We start from the raw sequence: 17,518 nt of genomic DNA, 5'->3' as shown, positions 1-17,518 counted from the left end.
CTCTATGATGAATAAAGATAGCTGAACGCTCCTGCAAATGGGACCAAAACTGTACTGCGTGTCGTAATGCATGTCCATACGATTCTATTCATTTTGACGAGAATGGTAAAATGACTGTAGATTGGAAGATTTGTAGCGACTGTGAAACTATCGAGTGTGTTGATTCTTGTGCAGCTGGAGCATTAAAACAATGCGTAAGGTTTTTATCAGTAGATGAACTTATGAAAATTTTAATGAGAGATTTCCCAAACCGGGGATCTGATGGTGAAGTTACATTCTCTGATGGTGAGCCATTGCTTCATCATGAATTCCTTGATCAGGTGTTACAGCGTTGCAGAAAAGAAAAGATGTATACGGCAATTGGATTATATGAGATCAATCTTCTTCGTTTCCATCGAATGGGCGCGACCAAATGGGAGCAGCGTGGAAAGAAATATGAATACAGTGATCATGGGGATATGCCAGAAGAACGTATGTTGGAACTGCAGGAACGCTATCTTAATAATGATATTGCCTGCTATATTGGAGAGGATACTCCGTTCTAAATTCATAATATATACCGTATTAAAAATATCATTAAGGTGCTTAGCGAAAGAATTTTTTATTGACCCAGCATATATAGCAATATTTATAGAAGTACATACAATGAAAAAGTCCTTTTTGCGTATAAATTAACACAAAATAAAGCATATCAATCAAGTTTGAGACACTATATATAGTATGCAAAAACAGTTTTTCAGTGGCGTCCCTATAGAGGTGGGAGTCATCTCCTAGCTGATATATCAAAGATGTCTGTTCTTGGTATTTCACCAGTAAGTTCTATCCAAAGAGCTTGTGAGCAGATTGCACATCATATCATTGTGAATGAAGTTGGAGGTGCCGGCCATGTCAATAATGTAAATGCTATCTGTGAGATGTTCAGAATTAGCAGAAGGAACTTTTATAATTTAGTGAAGAAGCTGGCAGATGATAATATTATAGAGCATTTGGAAGGCGTAATCTATATTACAGATTATGACAGGGTGAAGCAGGAGGATCAGCCGGTGCTGGACTTCTTTGGAAATACGATATAATTACGGAGAGATAGAAAATATAGGATATGAAAACAATCAAGCATTAAATTATGTGATTATCAGAAAATAGCTCTTCTGCCAGAAGATATCAGACAAGCAGAAGAAGCAGCAAGAATGGCTCCGAAAGAAAGTGCTGCTGATACAAGAAGATATTTTTTACAGACAGCATTTTTGCAGAAAGCAGTAGAAGCCAGTAAAATAAAAGTGTCAAAGAAGGAAGCTGAAAAATGGGCACAGAAAATGATGCGTGCAATGGATCGGCAATTGGCTAATAATGGAGAAGATTTTGAAAAGTATTATGAAGGAACAGGTACTACAGAGAAAGAATTGATGGATGAATTCATCAAGGAAGCAGAAAAGCAGTTGAAATCCAGAATGGTACTTTATGAAATTGCCAGGGAACAGAATATATTGGAACATTAATTGATGCTAGCTATAATTAATTTTTTAATAAAATCACTATTTGGTGATTTTGTACAATACACACAAGGAAAAATAAGCAAAATGCCTAATAATTAAATATCTAAAAAATAAAAATGGGTAAATATTATTGACACGTTAAATTAATACAAATATAATATACAGAAAGGTTCTTGCTTAATTTAGGGAAATGATATTTACTTGATCAAGTTTGTAGAATTTATGAGGATGAGCCAAAAGACGAAAAAAAGGAGAAGAATGTATGAAAAAAAGATTATTTAGTCTTGTTCTTGCACTTACAGTAGCTGCAGGCTGTCTTGTTGGCTGTGGCGGCTCTAAGTCAGAGAAGAAGGCAGATGCAACGAATTCTTCAGAAGCAGGTGGAGAGAAGATTCTTCGTGTGGCATCTGAGGATCCACAGGTACCGCTGGATATGCAGCTGAATACTTACAGTATTATCATGAAGATAACAGACAATGTTACAGAGTCATTGCTGTTAACGAATGAAAAAGGTGAACTTGAGCCTACATTGTTGGAAGAGATGCCTACATTGTCTGATGATAAGCTGACTTATTCTTTCACATTGAAAGATGGTGTTACTTTCCACAATGATGCACCGCTTACAAGTAATGATGTAAAGTATTCTCTTCAGAGAATGGTAAGAAAGTACAAGATGTCTTCTTTGTTGGAAAAGGTAGAAGGATATCAGGCATACTTTGATGAGCAGGCTGATGAGATCACAGGTATTGAAATTGTTGATGATAAACACTTCAATATTCATATGTCAGAGGTTTATACACCTTTCTTATCAGCACTTTCCACACCTTACTGCGCAATTTATCCTGCAGAAGCATGTGAAGAGGCTGGTGATAACTGGGGTATGACAGTGCTTTATGGTACAGGTCCATTTAAGCTGGTAAGTTATAAGACAGGCGTTGGTGTTGAACTTACTAAGAATGAGAATTACCATGGTGGAGACGTAAAACTGGATGGTATCAAATACACATTTATTGATGATCCGAACACTGGTGTCCTTGAATATCAGAAAGGTAACATTGATGTAGTTTATCTGGATTCCTCCCTGTATCCTACATATGCAAACGGAGAGCTGAAAGACGAACTTTATTCTTTCAATCCAGTTGGCGGTTACTATCTGAACTTCAATGTAAATGAAGTAAAAGAAGTTAAAGTGCGTGAGGCTATGACATACGCAGTTGACAGAAAAGCACTGTGTGACAGCGTATTATTTGGAACAGCAATACCGAACTCCAACTTCATACAGGATGGTCTGATTGGAGCAGATGACAGTGCAGAGCAGTTCGAGTATGATCCAGAGAAGGCAAAAGCACTTTTGGCAGAAGCTGGTTATCCGAATGGATATGATTTAACAATGACTGTAAATACAAAGTATCCTACTTCAGTGAAGATTGCTACAGCTATCCAGGCACAGATGGCAGAAGCTGGTATCCGCGTTGAGATCGAACAGGTCGACAGTGCAGCATGGACAGATATGAAGAAAGCAGGAAAAGTAACTTGTGGTATTGGTAACTGGTATGTTGACTACAATGACCCGGATAGTATGTTATATCCGATGAGTGATGGCCGTACAGATCTTTCTTCAAGTTTCTTCCACAATGATGAATTCAAACAGTTAATGATTGAAGGTATTCAGACGGAAGATACTGCAAAGAGACAGGAAATCTACGCAAAAGCAGATCACATCCTGACACATGAGCAGTTCCCAGTGGTAATGCTTTATAACGAGACAATGTTCTATTTGAAAAAACCTTATGTAAAGAATTTTGAAGTTACTTTTACATATCGAACAATGTTTAAAGACGCAGATATTGAGTACTAGATTTTCAAAACGAATAAGATAGGAAATAGCTACGGCTGTACTCTTAGTCCGTAGCTATTTCTATGATTATAGGAAAAGTAGTCATAGATGATTGCTGTTTTAGATAAAAACAGCACAAAAGAATAAAAAAAGGAGGGGCTTCCTTGTTTTCATACACATTAAAAAGACTGGGACAGACAGTTCTGGTTCTGATTGGAATTACGCTGATCACATTTTTGCTCTTGAATGTTGTACCGGGAGATCCGGTGGCGATGATGCTGGATAAGCGTGCGGACGAAGCTACTATTGAGAAAGTCCGCCATGAAATGGGACTTGATGTTCCGCTTCATGAGCAATATATTGATTTTGTGGAAGGCGCAGTAAAGTTAGATTTTGGAACATCTTACTTTACAAAAGAGGTAGTAATTGATGCTATTGTTCGTTGTTTTAAAGTAACTGTAAAACTGGCTGCGATGTCATTTCTGTTTGCAGTGGTGCTGGGTGTCACGTGTGGTATGATTGCCGCGGTCTACCGAGGCAAGTGGATAGATTCGACGTTGATGACGTTATCTGTAGTCGGAGTATCAGCTCCGTCTTTCTGGATTGCAATCATTTTGCAGATTTTAATAGGATTAAAATTGGATCTTCTGCCAATCTCTGGATTTGATGGCCCTTTAAATTATATTTTGCCAAGTATTGCTCTTGGTACCCGTTATGCAGGAAGTATTGCACGTATTACAAGAACTAGTATGCTGGATGTTATTAAGCAGGATTACATTCGTACAGCGCGTTCAAAAGGTGTGAAAGAATCTCTTGTCATTATGAAGCATGCGCTTAAGAATGCCATGATTCCAATTGTTACACTGGTAGGTACAGAACTTGGTAATATGTTGACTGGTTCTATGCTGATCGAGAAAGTATTCTCCATTCCTGGAATCGGTAAGCTGGCAGTAGATGCCATGAGTAACCGTGACCTTCCGCAGCTTCAGGGAACGGTAGTATACATTGCCCTTGTATTTGTTGTTGTCAATCTGGTTGTTGACCTTTCTTATGCCCTGATTGACCCTAGAATTCGTTACGGGAAAGGAGAGGGCTAATGAAGATTAATATTTTTAATAAACAGAAAAAATTTGAAGAAGAAGTCCTGTCCGGTGAATATGCCGTTGGGGATATGGAATATTCCAGTTATTATAAAGACAGTTTCAAACGACTGAAGAAGAATAAAATGTCCATGTTTTGTTTGTTTGTGATTTTGTTGTTGATTCTTATTGCTATTTTTGCACCGTTGCTTGCACCATATGATCCGACTGTACAGGATTATGCATCCATTTTACAGGGACCATCCAAGCAGCATTTACTCGGTACAGATGAGTATGGACGAGATATTTTATCCAGAATTATTTACGGAACTAGAATTTCTTTAAGTGTTGGTATTCTTGCACAGGTTATTGCAACAATCATCGGAGTGACTATGGGATCTTTGGCTGCTTATTATGGTGGTTGGGTAGATACACTGATTTCTCGTATCATGGAGATTTTTGCTGCATTCCCAGATTTGATTTTTGCAATGGCGATTATGTATGTATTAGGTGCAGGTATGAAAAATATCTTCGTTGCCTTGGGACTTTTGACCTGGGTGCGTACGGCACGTATGATTCGTGGTTCCATTTTACAGTTAAAGGAGAAAGAGTATGTAGAAGCGGCTAAGGCAAGTGGTGCATCCCCGTTCTATATTATTACAAGACATCTGATTCCGAACTGTATTTCAACAATCATCGTACTTGTAACATTAGGTATTCCGAATGCAATTATGTATGAAGCATCATTAAGCTTCTTAGGATTGGGTATCCAGCCTCCAACACCGAGCTGGGGATCTATGATCAGTTTTGCCCAGTCCTATATCAGTTACCTGCCAGGTTATAGTATCTTCCCAGGTCTTGCAATCATGATTACGGTTATCGCGTTCAACATTTTTGGTGATGGTCTTCGTGATGCACTGGATCCTAAGATGAAGAATCAGTAAGAAAGGGGAAGAAAAATGTCAGAAAAACTACTTGAAGTAAAGAACTTAAAGACGTATTTTTATACAGATGAAGGTGTCGTAAAATCTGTAGATGATGTTTCTTTCGATGTAGAGAAAGGCAAGACCCTTGGTATTGTAGGAGAATCCGGTTGCGGAAAAAGTATTACATCTCTTTCTATCATGCAGCTGGTAGAGACTCCACCGGGAAAAATTGTGGGTGGAGAAATCATTTATCAGGGCGAAAACCTTCTGGAAAAGAATAAAGATCAAATGCGTAAGATTCGTGGCGGCGAAATCGCTATGATCTTCCAGGAGCCGATGACTTCTCTGAATCCGGTGTTTACGGTAGGTAAACAGATTATGGAAGCATTGAGACTCCATACAGATCTGGATAAGGAAAAAGCAAAAGAACGTGCAATTGAGATGCTGAAGCTTGTAAAAATCCCGCTTCCTGAGAAGCGTTTTAACGAGTATCCGCATCAGTTGTCTGGTGGTATGCGTCAGCGTGTTATGATTGCAATGGCATTGTCCTGTAATCCGAAACTTTTGATCTGTGACGAGCCGACAACGGCGTTAGATGTAACGATTCAGGCACAGATTCTGGATCTGATCAATGAATTAAAAGAAAAGCTGGGAACTTCTGTAATGATGATCACTCATGATCTGGGTGTTATTGCAGAGGTGGCAGATGATGTAATGGTTATGTATGCCGGAAAAGTAGTAGAGTATGGTTCTGCTGATGATATATTTGAATCTCCGAAGCATCCATACACAAGCGGTCTTATGAACTGTATTCCAAAATTAACAGATGAGGATCATACTCGTCTGGATGTAATCAAAGGAATGGTTCCAAGCTTTGACCAGATGCCTAAGGGTTGTGCATTTTGTCCGCGTTGTTCAGAGGCAAAGGATATCTGCCGTGAGCGTATGCCAGAGCTGATGGATGTGAATGGACATAAGGTTCGCTGCTTTAAATATTCTAAGGAATGGGAGGAAGCCTAATGAGTGAAGAAAATAAAACACCTTTGTTAGAGGTAAAAGATCTGAAAAAATGGTTTCCTGCGAAAAGTTCACCGTTTTCCAAGGAAAAGGTATTTATCAAGGCAGTAGACGGCGTCAGTTTTACCTTGAATGCAGGGGAAACGCTGGGAGTAGTAGGAGAGTCTGGTTGTGGTAAATCTACCATGGGCCGTTCTGTCTTACGTTTGCTGGAACCTACCAACGGACAGGTGCTGTTTGAGGGAAAAGATTATACAGCACTGAAAAGTTCAGAGCTTGCAAAATCACGTAGCGATTTACAGATTATTTTCCAGGATCCGTATGCATCATTGGATCCTAGAATGACAATCGGTGATATTATTGGAGAGCCACTGGATATCCAGTTGAAACTTCCTACAAAAGAGCGTATGGAGCGAGTGCTGAAGACTATGGAACGTGTAGGTCTGAATACGCGATACGTGAACCGCTATCCGCATGAATTTTCAGGAGGTCAGCGTCAGAGAATCGGTATTGCCAGAGCAATTGTTCTTGGACCAAAGCTGATGGTATGTGATGAGCCGGTATCTGCATTGGACGTATCTGTTCAGGCACAGGTATTGAATCTTTTGATGGATCTGCAGAAAGAAATGGGCATGGCATATATTTTCATTTCTCATGATTTAAGTGTCATCAAACATATTTCTGACCGAATCATGGTAATGTATCTTGGTCATGTGGTGGAACTGGCAGATAAAGATGATCTTTATAAGAGAACAATGCATCCGTATACGACAGCACTGTTATCGGCTATTCCGGTACCGGATCGTAAACATAAAAAAGAAAAAATCGTTCTGGAGGGAGATTTGCCAAGCCCGGCGAATCCACCATCAGGTTGTGTATTCCACACCAGATGTTATAAAGCTCAGGAAATCTGTAAGACGCAGGTACCTGAACTTCGTGATTGTGGAAATGGTCATTGCTGTGCATGCCATTTTCCGGAAAATCAACCAGAATAAAATAGTGTTCCAATAAAATTATTATATACGGGGGAAGAGAAAAATGAAAATTACAGGAATCAAAGTTCGTCAAGTGGAAGTACCATTAATTGAGCCTTTCCGCATTTCTTTGGGAGTGATTACTCATTCTCGTAGTGCTATCGTATCTGTAGAGACAGATGAAGGTCTCGTTGGATATGGTGAAGGTGCTCCGGCTATCCTGATTTCAGGAGAGAGCTTATCCGGTACAAACGATGTCATTAAGGCAATGGAGAGAGAACTCATTGGTGTAGATCCTACTGATCTGGAAAAAGTATACTGGATCATGGATCGTACTGCAGCACATTCCGGAAGTGCAAAGAATGCTATTGATATGGCTTGCTATGATCTCCTTGGCAAGAAAGCAGGTATGCCAGTGTACAAACTGCTTGGTGGACACAAGAACTTCATCGAGACAGATATGACAGTCGGAATCGACACACCAGAAGTTATGGCAGCTAAAGCTAAGAAGCATGTGGCAGATGGTTTTGATACAATTAAAACTAAAGTAGGTACATCTTTTGATGAAGATCTTGCAAGAGTAAAAGCAATTCGTGAGGCTGTTGGTGATGATGTTAAGATTCGTGTAGATGCAAACCAGGCATGGGGTGCAAAAGAAGCTGTTCGTTTGATTGAGCGTCTGAACGAATATAATCTTGAGCTTGTAGAGCAGCCGGTTCCATATCATGATATTGCCGGCCTTGAGTATGTTACAAAACATTCTATCGTGCCAATTATGTCTGATGAGAGCTGCTTCAATTCAAAAGATGCACTTCGTCTTGTAGAGCGTCGTGCAATTGATTACCTTAACATCAAGCTGATGAAGTGCGGCGGTATCCGTGAGGCACTTAAGATCAATGCAATCTGCGAGTCAGCAGGTATTGAGGTTATGCTTGGATGTATGGCAGAAGAGAGTAATCTGGGTATTACTGCAGCAGCCAGCCTTGGTGCAGCAACAAAGAATATTACTCGTGCAGATCTGGATGCAATCTTTACATTGACAGATATGCCATTCAAGGGTGGTGTGATTGTAGAGGATACAAAGAAACTGGTACTCCCTGAAGTTCCAGGATTTGGATTTATTGGTTTTGAGAACGAACAGTAATATAAATTAGTTTGTATGGAGGTATAACTCATGTATCAGGATTTATCTTTTATGAAGGTTCCGCTTCCGGAGGACGTTCTGAAATTAAAAATTTATGGTGATTATGCCGGAGCCCAGAAAATGATTCGTTATTTCCTGGAAGAGAAGGACATTCCACAGGCGCTTAGAAAACGTCTGGAAATCGAACAGGAAGTCATTGGTGTTATGGGTGGAAATGAATATCCATTTACATATGATGAAGCATTGGAGATTATGACTAGTCATCTGCGTGATTTCAAAAAAGAAGAGTTAGATCATCTGAAAGAAATCAGTGCAGCAGATTGGATTTATATTGACGGAGAGGTACATTTTCAGCGTCGATTTTATGAAAATCTGATTAAGACTCGTCCAGACTTAGCTGAGCGTGTAATTGTAGAGAATCCAGAGGATAAAAAGGAAAATAATCTGAAGCAGAAGCTGCTGAACGGAAATATACATTACATGAAGGAGCATGGTGGAAGAACTGTACGCACTCGTATACGTTCAACGATAAAAGCTAAGAAAGAATTCGAAGAGGCAGGACGCAAGGTTCGTGTACATCTTCCGATTCCGAAGGTATACGAGCAGGTTTCTAATGTAGAGATCCATGCATCTAATCCAGAGATTACTTATATAGCACCTGAAGATGCACCGCAGAGAACAGTGTATTTTGAGACTGAACTGAAAGCAGATCAGGAATTTATGGTAGATTATTCATTTGACTACCATGTAAATTATGTAGAGTTAGATCCTGCCAAGGTATCTGAAGAACAGCCGGATTTCTGTCTGGAAGAGCAGGCACCACATATCGTATTCACTCCTTACTTAAGAGAGCTGAGAGACGAGCTGGCAGGTGATGAGACGAATCCAATTATTTTGGCGCGTCGATTCTATGATTTTGTGACAACAAAAGTTATGTATTCTTTCATGAGAGAGTATTTTACAATTGAGTGTATTCCAGAATACTGTGCAATTAACCTGAAAGGTGATTGTGGTGTACAGGCACTGTTATTCATTACACTTTGCCGCATGTCCGGAATTCCGGCACGTTGGCAGTCAGGTCTGTATGCAACAGAGTATTATACAGGATGTCATGATTGGGCACAGTTTTATGTAGCACCTTACGGATGGGTATTTGCAGATCCTTCCTTTGGTGGAAGTGCATGGCGCGCAGGAGAGAAAGAGCGTTGGAACTATTACTTTGGTAATCTGGATATTTTCCGTATGCCAGCCAACTCTGAAATCCAAAAAGAATTTATGCCGGAGAAAAAATGGCTTCGCATCGATCCGATTGATAATCAGAGAGGAGAATTTGAGTACGAGGATCATGGTCTTCGTTTCTCCCAGTTGGAGGTATCACAGGAACTGATTTCTATGGAAGATATTGAAAAATAAGCAGACAATTACAGGGGATAAAACCAGTGATTGAATGAAAAAAGGCTTCGGGGAGCAAAAAATGCCTCTCGAAGCCTTCGTTGTATAATACAGAAGGAGAACATATTGGGCTTATAGGAGCAAACGGCGAAGGAAAGGCTACATTTATGAATATTGTAACTGGACAGTGAACTCAAAGGATACTGAGAAAAACAAGATAATGAAGATCAATGAGCAGTGGGAGGAACTGCGTGAAAAATCCCATGCAAACATCCAAAGTGAGCGTGGAATTCTGAAACGGCAGACACGTTCAATCCAGACAGAAGGATATTTCGGTGATATCAAAGAAAACGAAAATTTCCGCCGTTTTAATTACCGTTCCGCAGATAAAGTGTACAAAGAATTCATGTTGTATGCAATCGGAAGGAATATAAATACTGCCGTTTTCTCAATGAAAAATTAAAGAAGTTTGAGGGAAAAACAACGGAAAAAACAGCTTGATTAAAAGTGTGGCTGTAAAAATCCAGACAAGGGATTTTTGCGGCCAAAAATAAATTTCATCTTTCATAGAGAAAAGGATCCCTCGCAAGGTAGACGGCTAACAAACTTTGTCCTTGCAGGGATCCTTTTAATTGCTACTGGAGATGCCGAAATGTGGTATTAACCGAAAGCCCCTTTTATATTGCGCCAGGGGCAAAATACACAACACGGAGCAATTCATGGGCGTAATTATAAAGATTTCAGTTCCTGATAGACTCTTCCGATCGGAAGTCCGACTACATTGTTATAATCACCTTTGATTTCTTTTACATGAATTGCAAAATTCCCCTGAATGCCATAGGCTCCAGCTTTATCCATAGGGTCTTTGGATTCTACATAACGGTGCAAATCTTCCTTATCAATTGGATAAAGAGTGACATCCGTCTGTACAAAAAAGGTTTTTGTCTTTTTTTCACCATTTTTTTTCTGAATCAATGAAACACCTGTATAGACTTGATGCGTGCGGTCTGCAAGCATAGACAGCATGTCATAGGCTTCCTGTTTGTCGACTGGTTTTCCAAGAATTTCATCGCGATAGACTACAATAGTATCAGAACCAATGACCGTGTAATCGTTCAAATCAGTAATTTTTCCATAAACATTTTCAGCTTTTTGGTGTGCCAGTTCCATGACAACATCAGAAGGGATTTCTTTTGTAATCTTTTCATCAACGTCAGAAGGAATTACTTCAAATTCAAGTCCGGTGCGGGCAAGAAGTTCACGTCTTCTCGGAGACTGGGATGCCAGAATATATTTCATAATGAATACCTCTCTTTTCTGTAAAAATCAATACTTTTATGGTAAACTGAAATGAGTGAACTTGCAAGAGAAAACTTGTCTGTGATGCAGGTGAGGGATTCTTGAATAATCGAGGAGGGGAAATGATGTATATTAGTGAACTTATGACTGGTGCGCCGACAAACGAAAGATGTCCGCTGGAGCGCCGTATGTACGAGACTTTAGATAAATTGAAGATTCCATATGAGCGTGTGGACAATGACCCGGCAGCGAGCATGGAGGAGTGTGCAGAGGTGGACAAAGTTCTTGGAACTGAAATCCGGAAAAACGTGTTTTTATGTAACCAGAAAAAGACAACATTTTTCCTGCTTGTCATGCCGGCAAATAAATCCTTCGACACAGCAGCTTTCAGTAAGAAACTGGGTGTATCCCATATGTCATTTGCACCGCCGGAGAAAATGCTTAAGCATCTTGGAACGACACCGGGATCAGCCAGTGTGGCAGGACTTCTCGTGGACGAAGACGACTATGTGCAGGTAATTGTAGATAAAGAAGTGGCAGAGAGTGAATGGTTCGGTTGCAATCCGGGAATTAATACAAGTCATTTGAAATTTAAGACACAGGATTTATTACAGAAGTTTTTGCCAAAGATTCACCACAGAGCAAGGATTGTAGATTTATAACAGAAGAAAGAAGAAGTGACATGAAATCAGCAGACGATTTAAGACAGTTATTACAAAATATTGATAGAAAAAGTTATCCGGCTTATAAGGGTACGAAAGGAGTATATCGATTTGGAAAATATGCATTGGGAATTGACCATGTACAGGGAGATCCATTCGCGGCGCCGTCCAGTCTTCATATTGAAGTTTCAGGAAAAGTGGCTGCATTTCCAGAGCGTCTATACGATGAAACATGGAAACGGATCGCACTTGAGGATTATCTGATCCGTCAGTTTGGCGCAGCAATCGGAAAATATTCATTTCAGGCGAAAGGATCCGGAAAGAGTGGAATTATTTCTGTGACTAGATGTGGTCAGGAAATTCTAAAGCGGAGCGCCTGTGAGATCAATCCGGCAAATGGAAACATTAGCATGCGATTTGAGGCTGGATTTCCGGCAAATGGAAGAACCATCAATGCAAGAGAGCTTTCAAAAATTTTATTCGATTATCTCCCGGAGTGCGTGGAGAGTTCTCTTTTCTATGCAAGACAAGATAAGAAAAAAGTGGAACGTGTCATGGAGCTATCCGTAGACCAGCAATATATCCGTGAGCAGTTAAAAGAACAGGGACTTGTAGCGTTTGTGGCAGATAAAGCCGTTCTTCCGCGTGAGTCGGGTGTCTCAGCAAAGCCGATGAAAGGAGCTGTGCCATTTGCTTCGCCGGAATCGATGAAAGTGACCATGGATTTACCATACGCAGGCAAAATTACAGGTATGGGCATCAAAAAAGGAATCACCTTGATTGTGGGTGGTGGCTATCACGGAAAATCTACCCTTCTAAAAGCGCTGGAAATGGGCGTATATCCGCACATTGCAGGTGATGGCAGGGAATATGTCATTACAGAGTCAGATGCAGTGAAAATCCGCGCTGAGGACGGCAGAAGTATCAAGGACACAGACATTTCTATGTTCATCAATGACCTGCCAAATGGGAAAGACACGAAAACATTTTCCACGGAGGATGCCAGTGGAAGTACATCCCAGGCGGCAAATGTGGTGGAGGCCATGGAGGCTGGCGCTGCAGCGCTTCTCATTGATGAGGATACGTCGGCGACCAACTTTATGGTGCGAGATGAACTGATGCAAAGAGTGATTCACCGGGATATGGAGCCGATTACACCATTTATTGAAAGAATGCGTGATTTATATGAAAATCAGGGCATTTCCACAATTCTAGTTGCGGGAAGCTCCGGGGCATATTTTCAGGTAGCAGATGTGGTGATTCAGATGGATCGGTATGTCCCGAAAGAAATTACAGCCCTTGCAAAAGAGGCTGCCAGCCAGTATCCGGCACTGGAATTGCCAGAAGGAAATGTGAAACTACCAGAGTCCAGACGATGCCCGAAGAAAAATGCAGGGTTAGTTCATAAAGGACGTATCAAGATTAAGACCATGGGAAGAGACGGCGTAGTCTTGAACCATGAAAACATTGATCTTCGATATGTGGAACAGCTTGCAGATTCCGAACAACTTACCTGCCTGGGGTATCTTCTCCGTTATATGGAAGAACAGGAATTTGACGGCAGAAAAGAAGCCGGACAGATTATCCAACGACTGGTGAAGAAGCTGGAAGCGGAAGGATTTGCAGCGGTCTGTGAGAGCGGAAACGTTCCGGGCAATCTGGCAATGCCGAGAAAACAGGAGGTATATGCATGCGTGAACCGGTATCGGGGCATGAAGTTGTAAAGAAAAAGAGAGACTGCAATAATCTGGAAAAAGAAACTGCGAGTTTAGAAAAGGTAAAAGTAATCGCAAGAATTCACACAGATTTTCCAACTAAATTCGGGATTCCAAGACAGAGTGGGCTTTCCGATGCGACTGGACTTGTTGTATTTGAGTCGGAGTTTCGCCAGCCGGACGCTCTGAGAGGAATTGAAGAATACACACACCTGTGGCTTCTGTGGGGATTTTCGGAAGTAAGACAAGAATCCGGTACATGGAAAGCGACCGTGCGGCCTCCGAGACTTGGAGGAAATGAACGAGTCGGAGTATTCGCCTGTCGTTCTCCTTACCGCCCGAATCCAATCGGACTGTCTTGTGTAAAGCTGGAACGAATCATTTCTCATGAAAAGTACGGAATGTGCCTGCTTGTATCAGGAGTAGATATGATGGACCAAACACCAATTTACGATATCAAGCCGTATCTGCCTTATGTGGATGCGCACCCGGAGGCGAGCGGAGGATTTGCGCATAAAAAACAGACCTATCATCTGGAAGTGCATATACCTGATGAGGGTATGAAAAAGATTCCGGAAGAAAAGAGAAAAGTCTTGATGCAGATACTGAGTCAGGATCCAAGACCTTCTTATCAGAATGACCCGGAGAGAGTATATGGCATGGGATTTGCTGGGTTTGAGGTGAAATTTCGTGTAGAGGGAAGCACACTTTACGTGGTAAGTGTGACGAAAAAGCAAAAAGAATGATATAAGATATATTAACATTAAAAAGATCATTTGCGAAAAAGTGTAGATGGTCTTTTTAAGTGCATTTTATGAAAGAAGTATATCAGCTGGGAGATGACTCCCACCTCTATAGGTGGTGAGAAACAAGCTGGTATCAGTGGTGGGAGTCAATCACCCAGCTGATATAGCCTCCGGCAGGATTGCAGAGGTGCGCAGTAGAAGTATGTCATGCAATTGCATGACGCGCACCTCGCAGCAAGAATGCCGAGGCATTCTTGAACTTGATTTCTTTACTGAGAAAAATTTATGAAAAAAGAACTTGCAATATACCCTTAAGGGGTATATACTGTCACTGTAATCAAGAAAGGTGTGCATACTATGGAAGAAAAGAAAGAATGTTGTTGTCATAAGAAAAAGGAACGGACAGAAAAGGAATATAAGGATCTTTTGAACCGCTTAAGCCGGATTGAAGGCCAGGTACGAGGAATTAAGCGTATGGTGGAAGAGGACACATACTGTACGGATATTCTGATTCAGGTTTCAGCGGTCAATGCGGCGCTGAATAGCTTTAACAAGGTGCTTCTTGCTAATCATATCCGCACTTGCGTAGCGGAAGATATCCGTGCAGGGAAAGAAGAGACAATCGATGAACTGGTTGCCACGCTCCAAAAACTTATGAAGTAATAGTTAGGCAGGTGTTTTAATGATGGAACAATATACAGTGACAGGAATGAGCTGTGCGGCCTGCAGTTCCAGAGTAGAGAAGGCTGTGTCAAAGGTGCCGGGTGTTACATCTTGCTCGGTCAGCCTTCTGACGAACTCCATGGGAGTCGAAGGAACAGCAACGTCAGTTCAAATTATAGAAGCAGTGGAAAATGCCGGATATGGTGCATCGCTGAAAGGTGCAGCAAATGAAAAGACAGGCAGTGCTGCCGGAAACAATGATGATTTTTTGAAAGACAGAGATACACCAGTATTGAAGCGGAGGCTGATTGCTTCTTTGTGTTTCCTTATACCACTTATGTATCTGTCCATGGGACATATGATGTGGAACTGGCCATTGCCAGGATTTATGGCGGACAATCATGTGGCAATGGGACTGGCTCAGTTGCTTTTGACTACGATTGTTATGGTCATCAACCAGAAGTTCTTTATCAGCGGATTTAAAGGACTGATTCATAAAGCGCCGAATATGGACACACTGGTTGCCCTTGGTTCTACAGCTTCTTATGGATACAGTGTTTATGCGCTGTTTGCTATGACAGATGCGCAGATGCGCATGGATATGGATGCCGTAATGTCATATATGCATGAATTCTATTTTGAGTCTGCAGCTATGATCCTGACTCTTATTACGGTTGGAAAGATGCTGGAGGCACATTCCAAAGGTAAGACGACAGATGCTCTTAAGAGTCTGATGAAACTGGCTCCGAAGACGGCAGTACTGCTCCGCGATGGAAAAGAAGAAACAGTTTCCATTGAGCAGGTGAAAAAAGGAGACATTTTCATAGTAAGACCTGGTGAAAATATACCAGTAGATGGTATTGTTCTGGAAGGAAACAGTGCAGTCAATGAGGCAGCTCTGACCGGTGAGAGCATTCCGGTAGATAAGGCGCCAAATGATATAGTATCTGCTGCGACAGTCAATCAGTCCGGTTTCTTAAAATGTGAGGCTTCAAGAGTCGGAGAGGACACAACACTGTCCCAGATTATTCAGATGGTCAGCGATGCGGCGGCAACAAAAGCACCGATTGCAAAGATTGCAGACCGGGTATCAGGTGTATTTGTACCAACGGTTATTACAATCGCAGTGATTACGATTGTTGTGTGGCTTTTAGCCGGTCAGAGCGTCGGATTTGCTCTCGCTAGAGGAATTTCCGTACTTGTTATCAGTTGCCCATGTGCCCTTGGACTTGCAACTCCGGTCGCAATTATGGTTGGAAATGGTATGGGCGCGAAAAATGGAATTATGTTCAAGACAGCCGTTTCTCTGGAAGAGACAGGAAAAATGGAAATTGTTGCTCTTGATAAAACCGGAACTATAACAAGTGGCGAACCTCAGGTCACAGATATTCTCCCTGCAAATGGAGTAAGTGAATCTGAATTACTGGTTCTTGCATACATTTTGGAGAAGAAGAGTGAACACCCACTTGCAAAAGCAATCACAGGACGTGTAGAATCAGAAGTAGAGCAGTCTGAGCGAGAAAAATTGACAGAAGTATCTGACTTTCAGGCAGTTCCGGGAAATGGACTTTCCGGTAAAATAGGTGGCGCAGAAGTTCTTGGTGGAAACTTGAACTATATCGGACAGTATTCCGAAGTATCAGAAGAAATGAAGCGTCAGGCAGAACATTTGTCCGAACAGGGCAAAACACCACTATTCTTCAGCCAGAACGGAACATTTATGGGAATTATTGCAGTGGCTGATGTCATCAAAGAAGACAGTCCGAGAGCGGTAAAAGAACTTCAGAACATGGGAATACACGTTGTTATGCTCACAGGTGACAATGAGCGTACTGCAAAAGCAATCGGCGCGCAGGCAGGTGTTGACGAGGTGATCGCAGGCGTACTTCCGGAAGGAAAAGAAAGCGTGATCCGAAGACTTAAAACAAAAGGAAAGGTTGCTATGGTCGGTGACGGTATCAACGATGCACCGGCACTTACAAGAGCAGATATGGGAATCGCAATTGGAGCCGGAACAGATATTGCCATTGACGCGGCAGGTGTGGTACTGATGAAGAGCCGCCTAAGTGACGTGCCGGCAGCCATCCGCATGAGCCGTGCAACACTTCGGAACATTCATGAAAATCTGTTCTGGGCATTCTTCTACAATGTTATCGGAATCCCACTGGCAGCAGGTATCTGGTATCCATTATTCGGACTGAAACTGAATCCGATGTTCGGTGCGGCAGCCATGAGCTTATCCAGCTTCTGTGTTGTTACAAATGCACTGAGACTGAATCTCTTCAAAATGTATGACGCAAGCAAAGATAAAAAAATAAAACATAAAAAGGAAAGTAAAAAGAAACAGGAGGAATCAACCATGACAAAGACAATGAAAATCGAAGGAATGATGTGCGGACACTGTGAGGCAAGAGTAAAGAAAACTCTGGAAGCAATTGATGGTGTCAAAGAGGCAGTTGTAAGCCACGAGGCAGGAACAGCCGTAGTGACACTGGAAAAAGAGGTTGCTGATGAAGTGCTTAAAAATGCAGTAGAGGCACAGGACTATCCGGTAAAAGGAATCGAGTAGAA

Annotated in this window: 16 protein-coding genes and 2 pseudogenes; 17 read left to right on the top strand and 1 reads right to left on the bottom strand. The window is 41.5% G+C overall.

The window, feature by feature from the left end:
• Positions 1–110 precede the first annotated feature (110 nt).
• The 12 genes and pseudogenes from NQ560_RS08400 to NQ560_RS08350 all read left to right on the top strand — a co-directional run.
• Positions 111–545 (top strand): radical SAM protein, encoded by a 435-nt coding sequence (locus NQ560_RS08400; RefSeq protein ID WP_005330292.1) that lies wholly within the window; start codon positions 111–113, stop codon positions 543–545.
• Between the two features lie 243 nt (positions 546–788).
• Complete coding sequence (locus NQ560_RS08395) at positions 789–1,073, top strand: hypothetical protein (protein WP_005330293.1); 285 nt, start codon at positions 789–791, stop codon at positions 1,071–1,073.
• 114 nt (positions 1,074–1,187) lie between these two features.
• Positions 1,188–1,496: a hypothetical protein gene (locus NQ560_RS08390; RefSeq protein WP_005330294.1), complete on the top strand. Its 309-nt coding sequence runs from the start codon at positions 1,188–1,190 to the stop codon at positions 1,494–1,496.
• A 259-nt stretch (positions 1,497–1,755) separates the two neighbouring features.
• Positions 1,756–3,351, top strand: coding sequence for an ABC transporter substrate-binding protein (locus NQ560_RS08385; protein ID WP_005330295.1), 1,596 nt, complete (start codon positions 1,756–1,758; stop codon positions 3,349–3,351).
• Positions 3,352–3,494: 143 nt separating this feature from the next.
• On the top strand, positions 3,495–4,427 hold the full coding sequence (locus tag NQ560_RS08380; RefSeq protein ID WP_005330296.1) for an ABC transporter permease: 933 nt from the start codon (positions 3,495–3,497) through the stop codon (positions 4,425–4,427).
• Positions 4,427–5,353 carry an ABC transporter permease gene (locus NQ560_RS08375; protein ID WP_005330297.1) on the top strand — a complete coding sequence of 309 codons (927 nt, stop codon included), beginning with the start codon at positions 4,427–4,429 and terminating at the stop codon, positions 5,351–5,353. Before NQ560_RS08380 ends, NQ560_RS08375 begins: the two co-directional genes overlap by 1 nt.
• A 15-nt stretch (positions 5,354–5,368) precedes the next feature.
• Complete coding sequence (locus NQ560_RS08370) at positions 5,369–6,355, top strand: ABC transporter ATP-binding protein (protein ID WP_005330306.1); 987 nt, start codon at positions 5,369–5,371, stop codon at positions 6,353–6,355.
• Positions 6,355–7,347, top strand: coding sequence for an ABC transporter ATP-binding protein (locus NQ560_RS08365; protein WP_005330307.1), 993 nt, complete (start codon positions 6,355–6,357; stop codon positions 7,345–7,347). The genes NQ560_RS08370 and NQ560_RS08365 overlap by 1 nt, the downstream gene beginning before the upstream one ends.
• Positions 7,348–7,390: 43 nt before the next feature.
• Positions 7,391–8,470, top strand: coding sequence for a mandelate racemase/muconate lactonizing enzyme family protein (locus tag NQ560_RS08360; RefSeq protein WP_005330308.1), 1,080 nt, complete (start codon positions 7,391–7,393; stop codon positions 8,468–8,470).
• A gap of 30 nt (positions 8,471–8,500) precedes the next feature.
• Positions 8,501–9,883 carry a transglutaminase-like domain-containing protein gene (locus NQ560_RS08355; protein ID WP_005330312.1) on the top strand — a complete coding sequence of 461 codons (1,383 nt, stop codon included), beginning with the start codon at positions 8,501–8,503 and terminating at the stop codon, positions 9,881–9,883.
• An 80-nt stretch (positions 9,884–9,963) separates the two neighbouring features.
• A pseudogene (locus tag NQ560_RS15875) lies at positions 9,964–10,050 on the top strand (hypothetical protein); the annotation flags it as partial.
• Positions 10,051–10,073: 23 nt separating this feature from the next.
• A pseudogene (locus NQ560_RS08350) lies at positions 10,074–10,363 on the top strand (transposase); the annotation flags it as partial.
• A gap of 228 nt (positions 10,364–10,591) precedes the next feature.
• Here NQ560_RS08350 and NQ560_RS08345 read toward each other — a convergent pair.
• Entirely contained in the window at positions 10,592–11,161 is a 570-nt protein-coding gene (locus NQ560_RS08345; protein WP_005330316.1) for a Maf family protein, read from the bottom strand.
• Between the two features lie 125 nt (positions 11,162–11,286).
• Here NQ560_RS08345 and NQ560_RS08340 point away from each other — a divergent pair, with 125 nt between their 5' ends.
• The 5 genes from NQ560_RS08340 (at position 11,287) to NQ560_RS08320 (ending at position 17,516) form a co-directional block, all read left to right on the top strand.
• Positions 11,287–11,823 carry a prolyl-tRNA synthetase associated domain-containing protein gene (locus NQ560_RS08340; RefSeq protein WP_040015214.1) on the top strand — a complete coding sequence of 179 codons (537 nt, stop codon included), beginning with the start codon at positions 11,287–11,289 and terminating at the stop codon, positions 11,821–11,823.
• 20 nt (positions 11,824–11,843) lie between these two features.
• A complete protein-coding gene (locus NQ560_RS08335; protein WP_005330323.1) occupies positions 11,844–13,547 on the top strand; it encodes an ABC-ATPase domain-containing protein in 1,704 nt (567 codons plus the stop codon).
• Entirely contained in the window at positions 13,514–14,284 is a 771-nt protein-coding gene (tsaA, locus tag NQ560_RS08330) for a tRNA (N6-threonylcarbamoyladenosine(37)-N6)-methyltransferase TrmO (RefSeq protein WP_081445639.1), read from the top strand. The genes NQ560_RS08335 and tsaA overlap by 34 nt, the downstream gene beginning before the upstream one ends.
• A gap of 357 nt (positions 14,285–14,641) precedes the next feature.
• Entirely contained in the window at positions 14,642–14,947 is a 306-nt protein-coding gene (locus NQ560_RS08325; RefSeq protein WP_005330327.1) for a metal-sensing transcriptional repressor, read from the top strand.
• A gap of 22 nt (positions 14,948–14,969) precedes the next feature.
• On the top strand, positions 14,970–17,516 hold the full coding sequence (locus NQ560_RS08320; RefSeq protein ID WP_040015219.1) for a heavy metal translocating P-type ATPase: 2,547 nt from the start codon (positions 14,970–14,972) through the stop codon (positions 17,514–17,516).
• The last annotated feature ends 2 nt before the right edge of the window (positions 17,517–17,518 follow it).

Origin of the sequence: Dorea formicigenerans (assembly GCF_025150245.1) — a bacterium.
GTDB lineage: Bacteria > Bacillota > Clostridia > Lachnospirales > Lachnospiraceae > Dorea > Dorea formicigenerans.
The sequence above is the reverse complement of the archived record's forward strand: the minus strand, read 5'-3'. Positions and strand labels throughout refer to the sequence as shown.

Excerpts from the sequence above, each read along its gene's own strand:
- NQ560_RS08385 (WP_005330295.1), top strand. The coding sequence starts at position 1,756 with ATGAAAAAAAGATTATTTAGTCTTGTTCTTGCACTTACAGTAGCTGCA.
- NQ560_RS08320 (WP_040015219.1), top strand. The coding sequence starts at position 14,970 with ATGGAACAATATACAGTGACAGGAATGAGCTGTGCGGCCTGCAGTTCC.
- NQ560_RS08390 (WP_005330294.1), top strand. The coding sequence starts at position 1,188 with ATGGCTCCGAAAGAAAGTGCTGCTGATACAAGAAGATATTTTTTACAG.
- NQ560_RS08370 (WP_005330306.1), top strand. The coding sequence starts at position 5,369 with ATGTCAGAAAAACTACTTGAAGTAAAGAACTTAAAGACGTATTTTTAT.
- NQ560_RS08340 (WP_040015214.1), top strand. The coding sequence starts at position 11,287 with ATGTATATTAGTGAACTTATGACTGGTGCGCCGACAAACGAAAGATGT.
- NQ560_RS08395 (WP_005330293.1), top strand. The coding sequence starts at position 789 with ATGTCTGTTCTTGGTATTTCACCAGTAAGTTCTATCCAAAGAGCTTGT.
- tsaA (WP_081445639.1), top strand. The coding sequence starts at position 13,514 with ATGCGTGAACCGGTATCGGGGCATGAAGTTGTAAAGAAAAAGAGAGAC.
- NQ560_RS08325 (WP_005330327.1), top strand. The coding sequence starts at position 14,642 with ATGGAAGAAAAGAAAGAATGTTGTTGTCATAAGAAAAAGGAACGGACA.
- NQ560_RS08365 (WP_005330307.1), top strand. The coding sequence starts at position 6,355 with ATGAGTGAAGAAAATAAAACACCTTTGTTAGAGGTAAAAGATCTGAAA.
- NQ560_RS08400 (WP_005330292.1), top strand. The coding sequence starts at position 111 with ATGACTGTAGATTGGAAGATTTGTAGCGACTGTGAAACTATCGAGTGT.
- NQ560_RS08345 (WP_005330316.1), bottom strand. The coding sequence starts at position 11,161 with ATGAAATATATTCTGGCATCCCAGTCTCCGAGAAGACGTGAACTTCTT.
- NQ560_RS08360 (WP_005330308.1), top strand. The coding sequence starts at position 7,391 with ATGAAAATTACAGGAATCAAAGTTCGTCAAGTGGAAGTACCATTAATT.
- NQ560_RS08375 (WP_005330297.1), top strand. The coding sequence starts at position 4,427 with ATGAAGATTAATATTTTTAATAAACAGAAAAAATTTGAAGAAGAAGTC.
- NQ560_RS08355 (WP_005330312.1), top strand. The coding sequence starts at position 8,501 with ATGTATCAGGATTTATCTTTTATGAAGGTTCCGCTTCCGGAGGACGTT.
- NQ560_RS08335 (WP_005330323.1), top strand. The coding sequence starts at position 11,844 with ATGAAATCAGCAGACGATTTAAGACAGTTATTACAAAATATTGATAGA.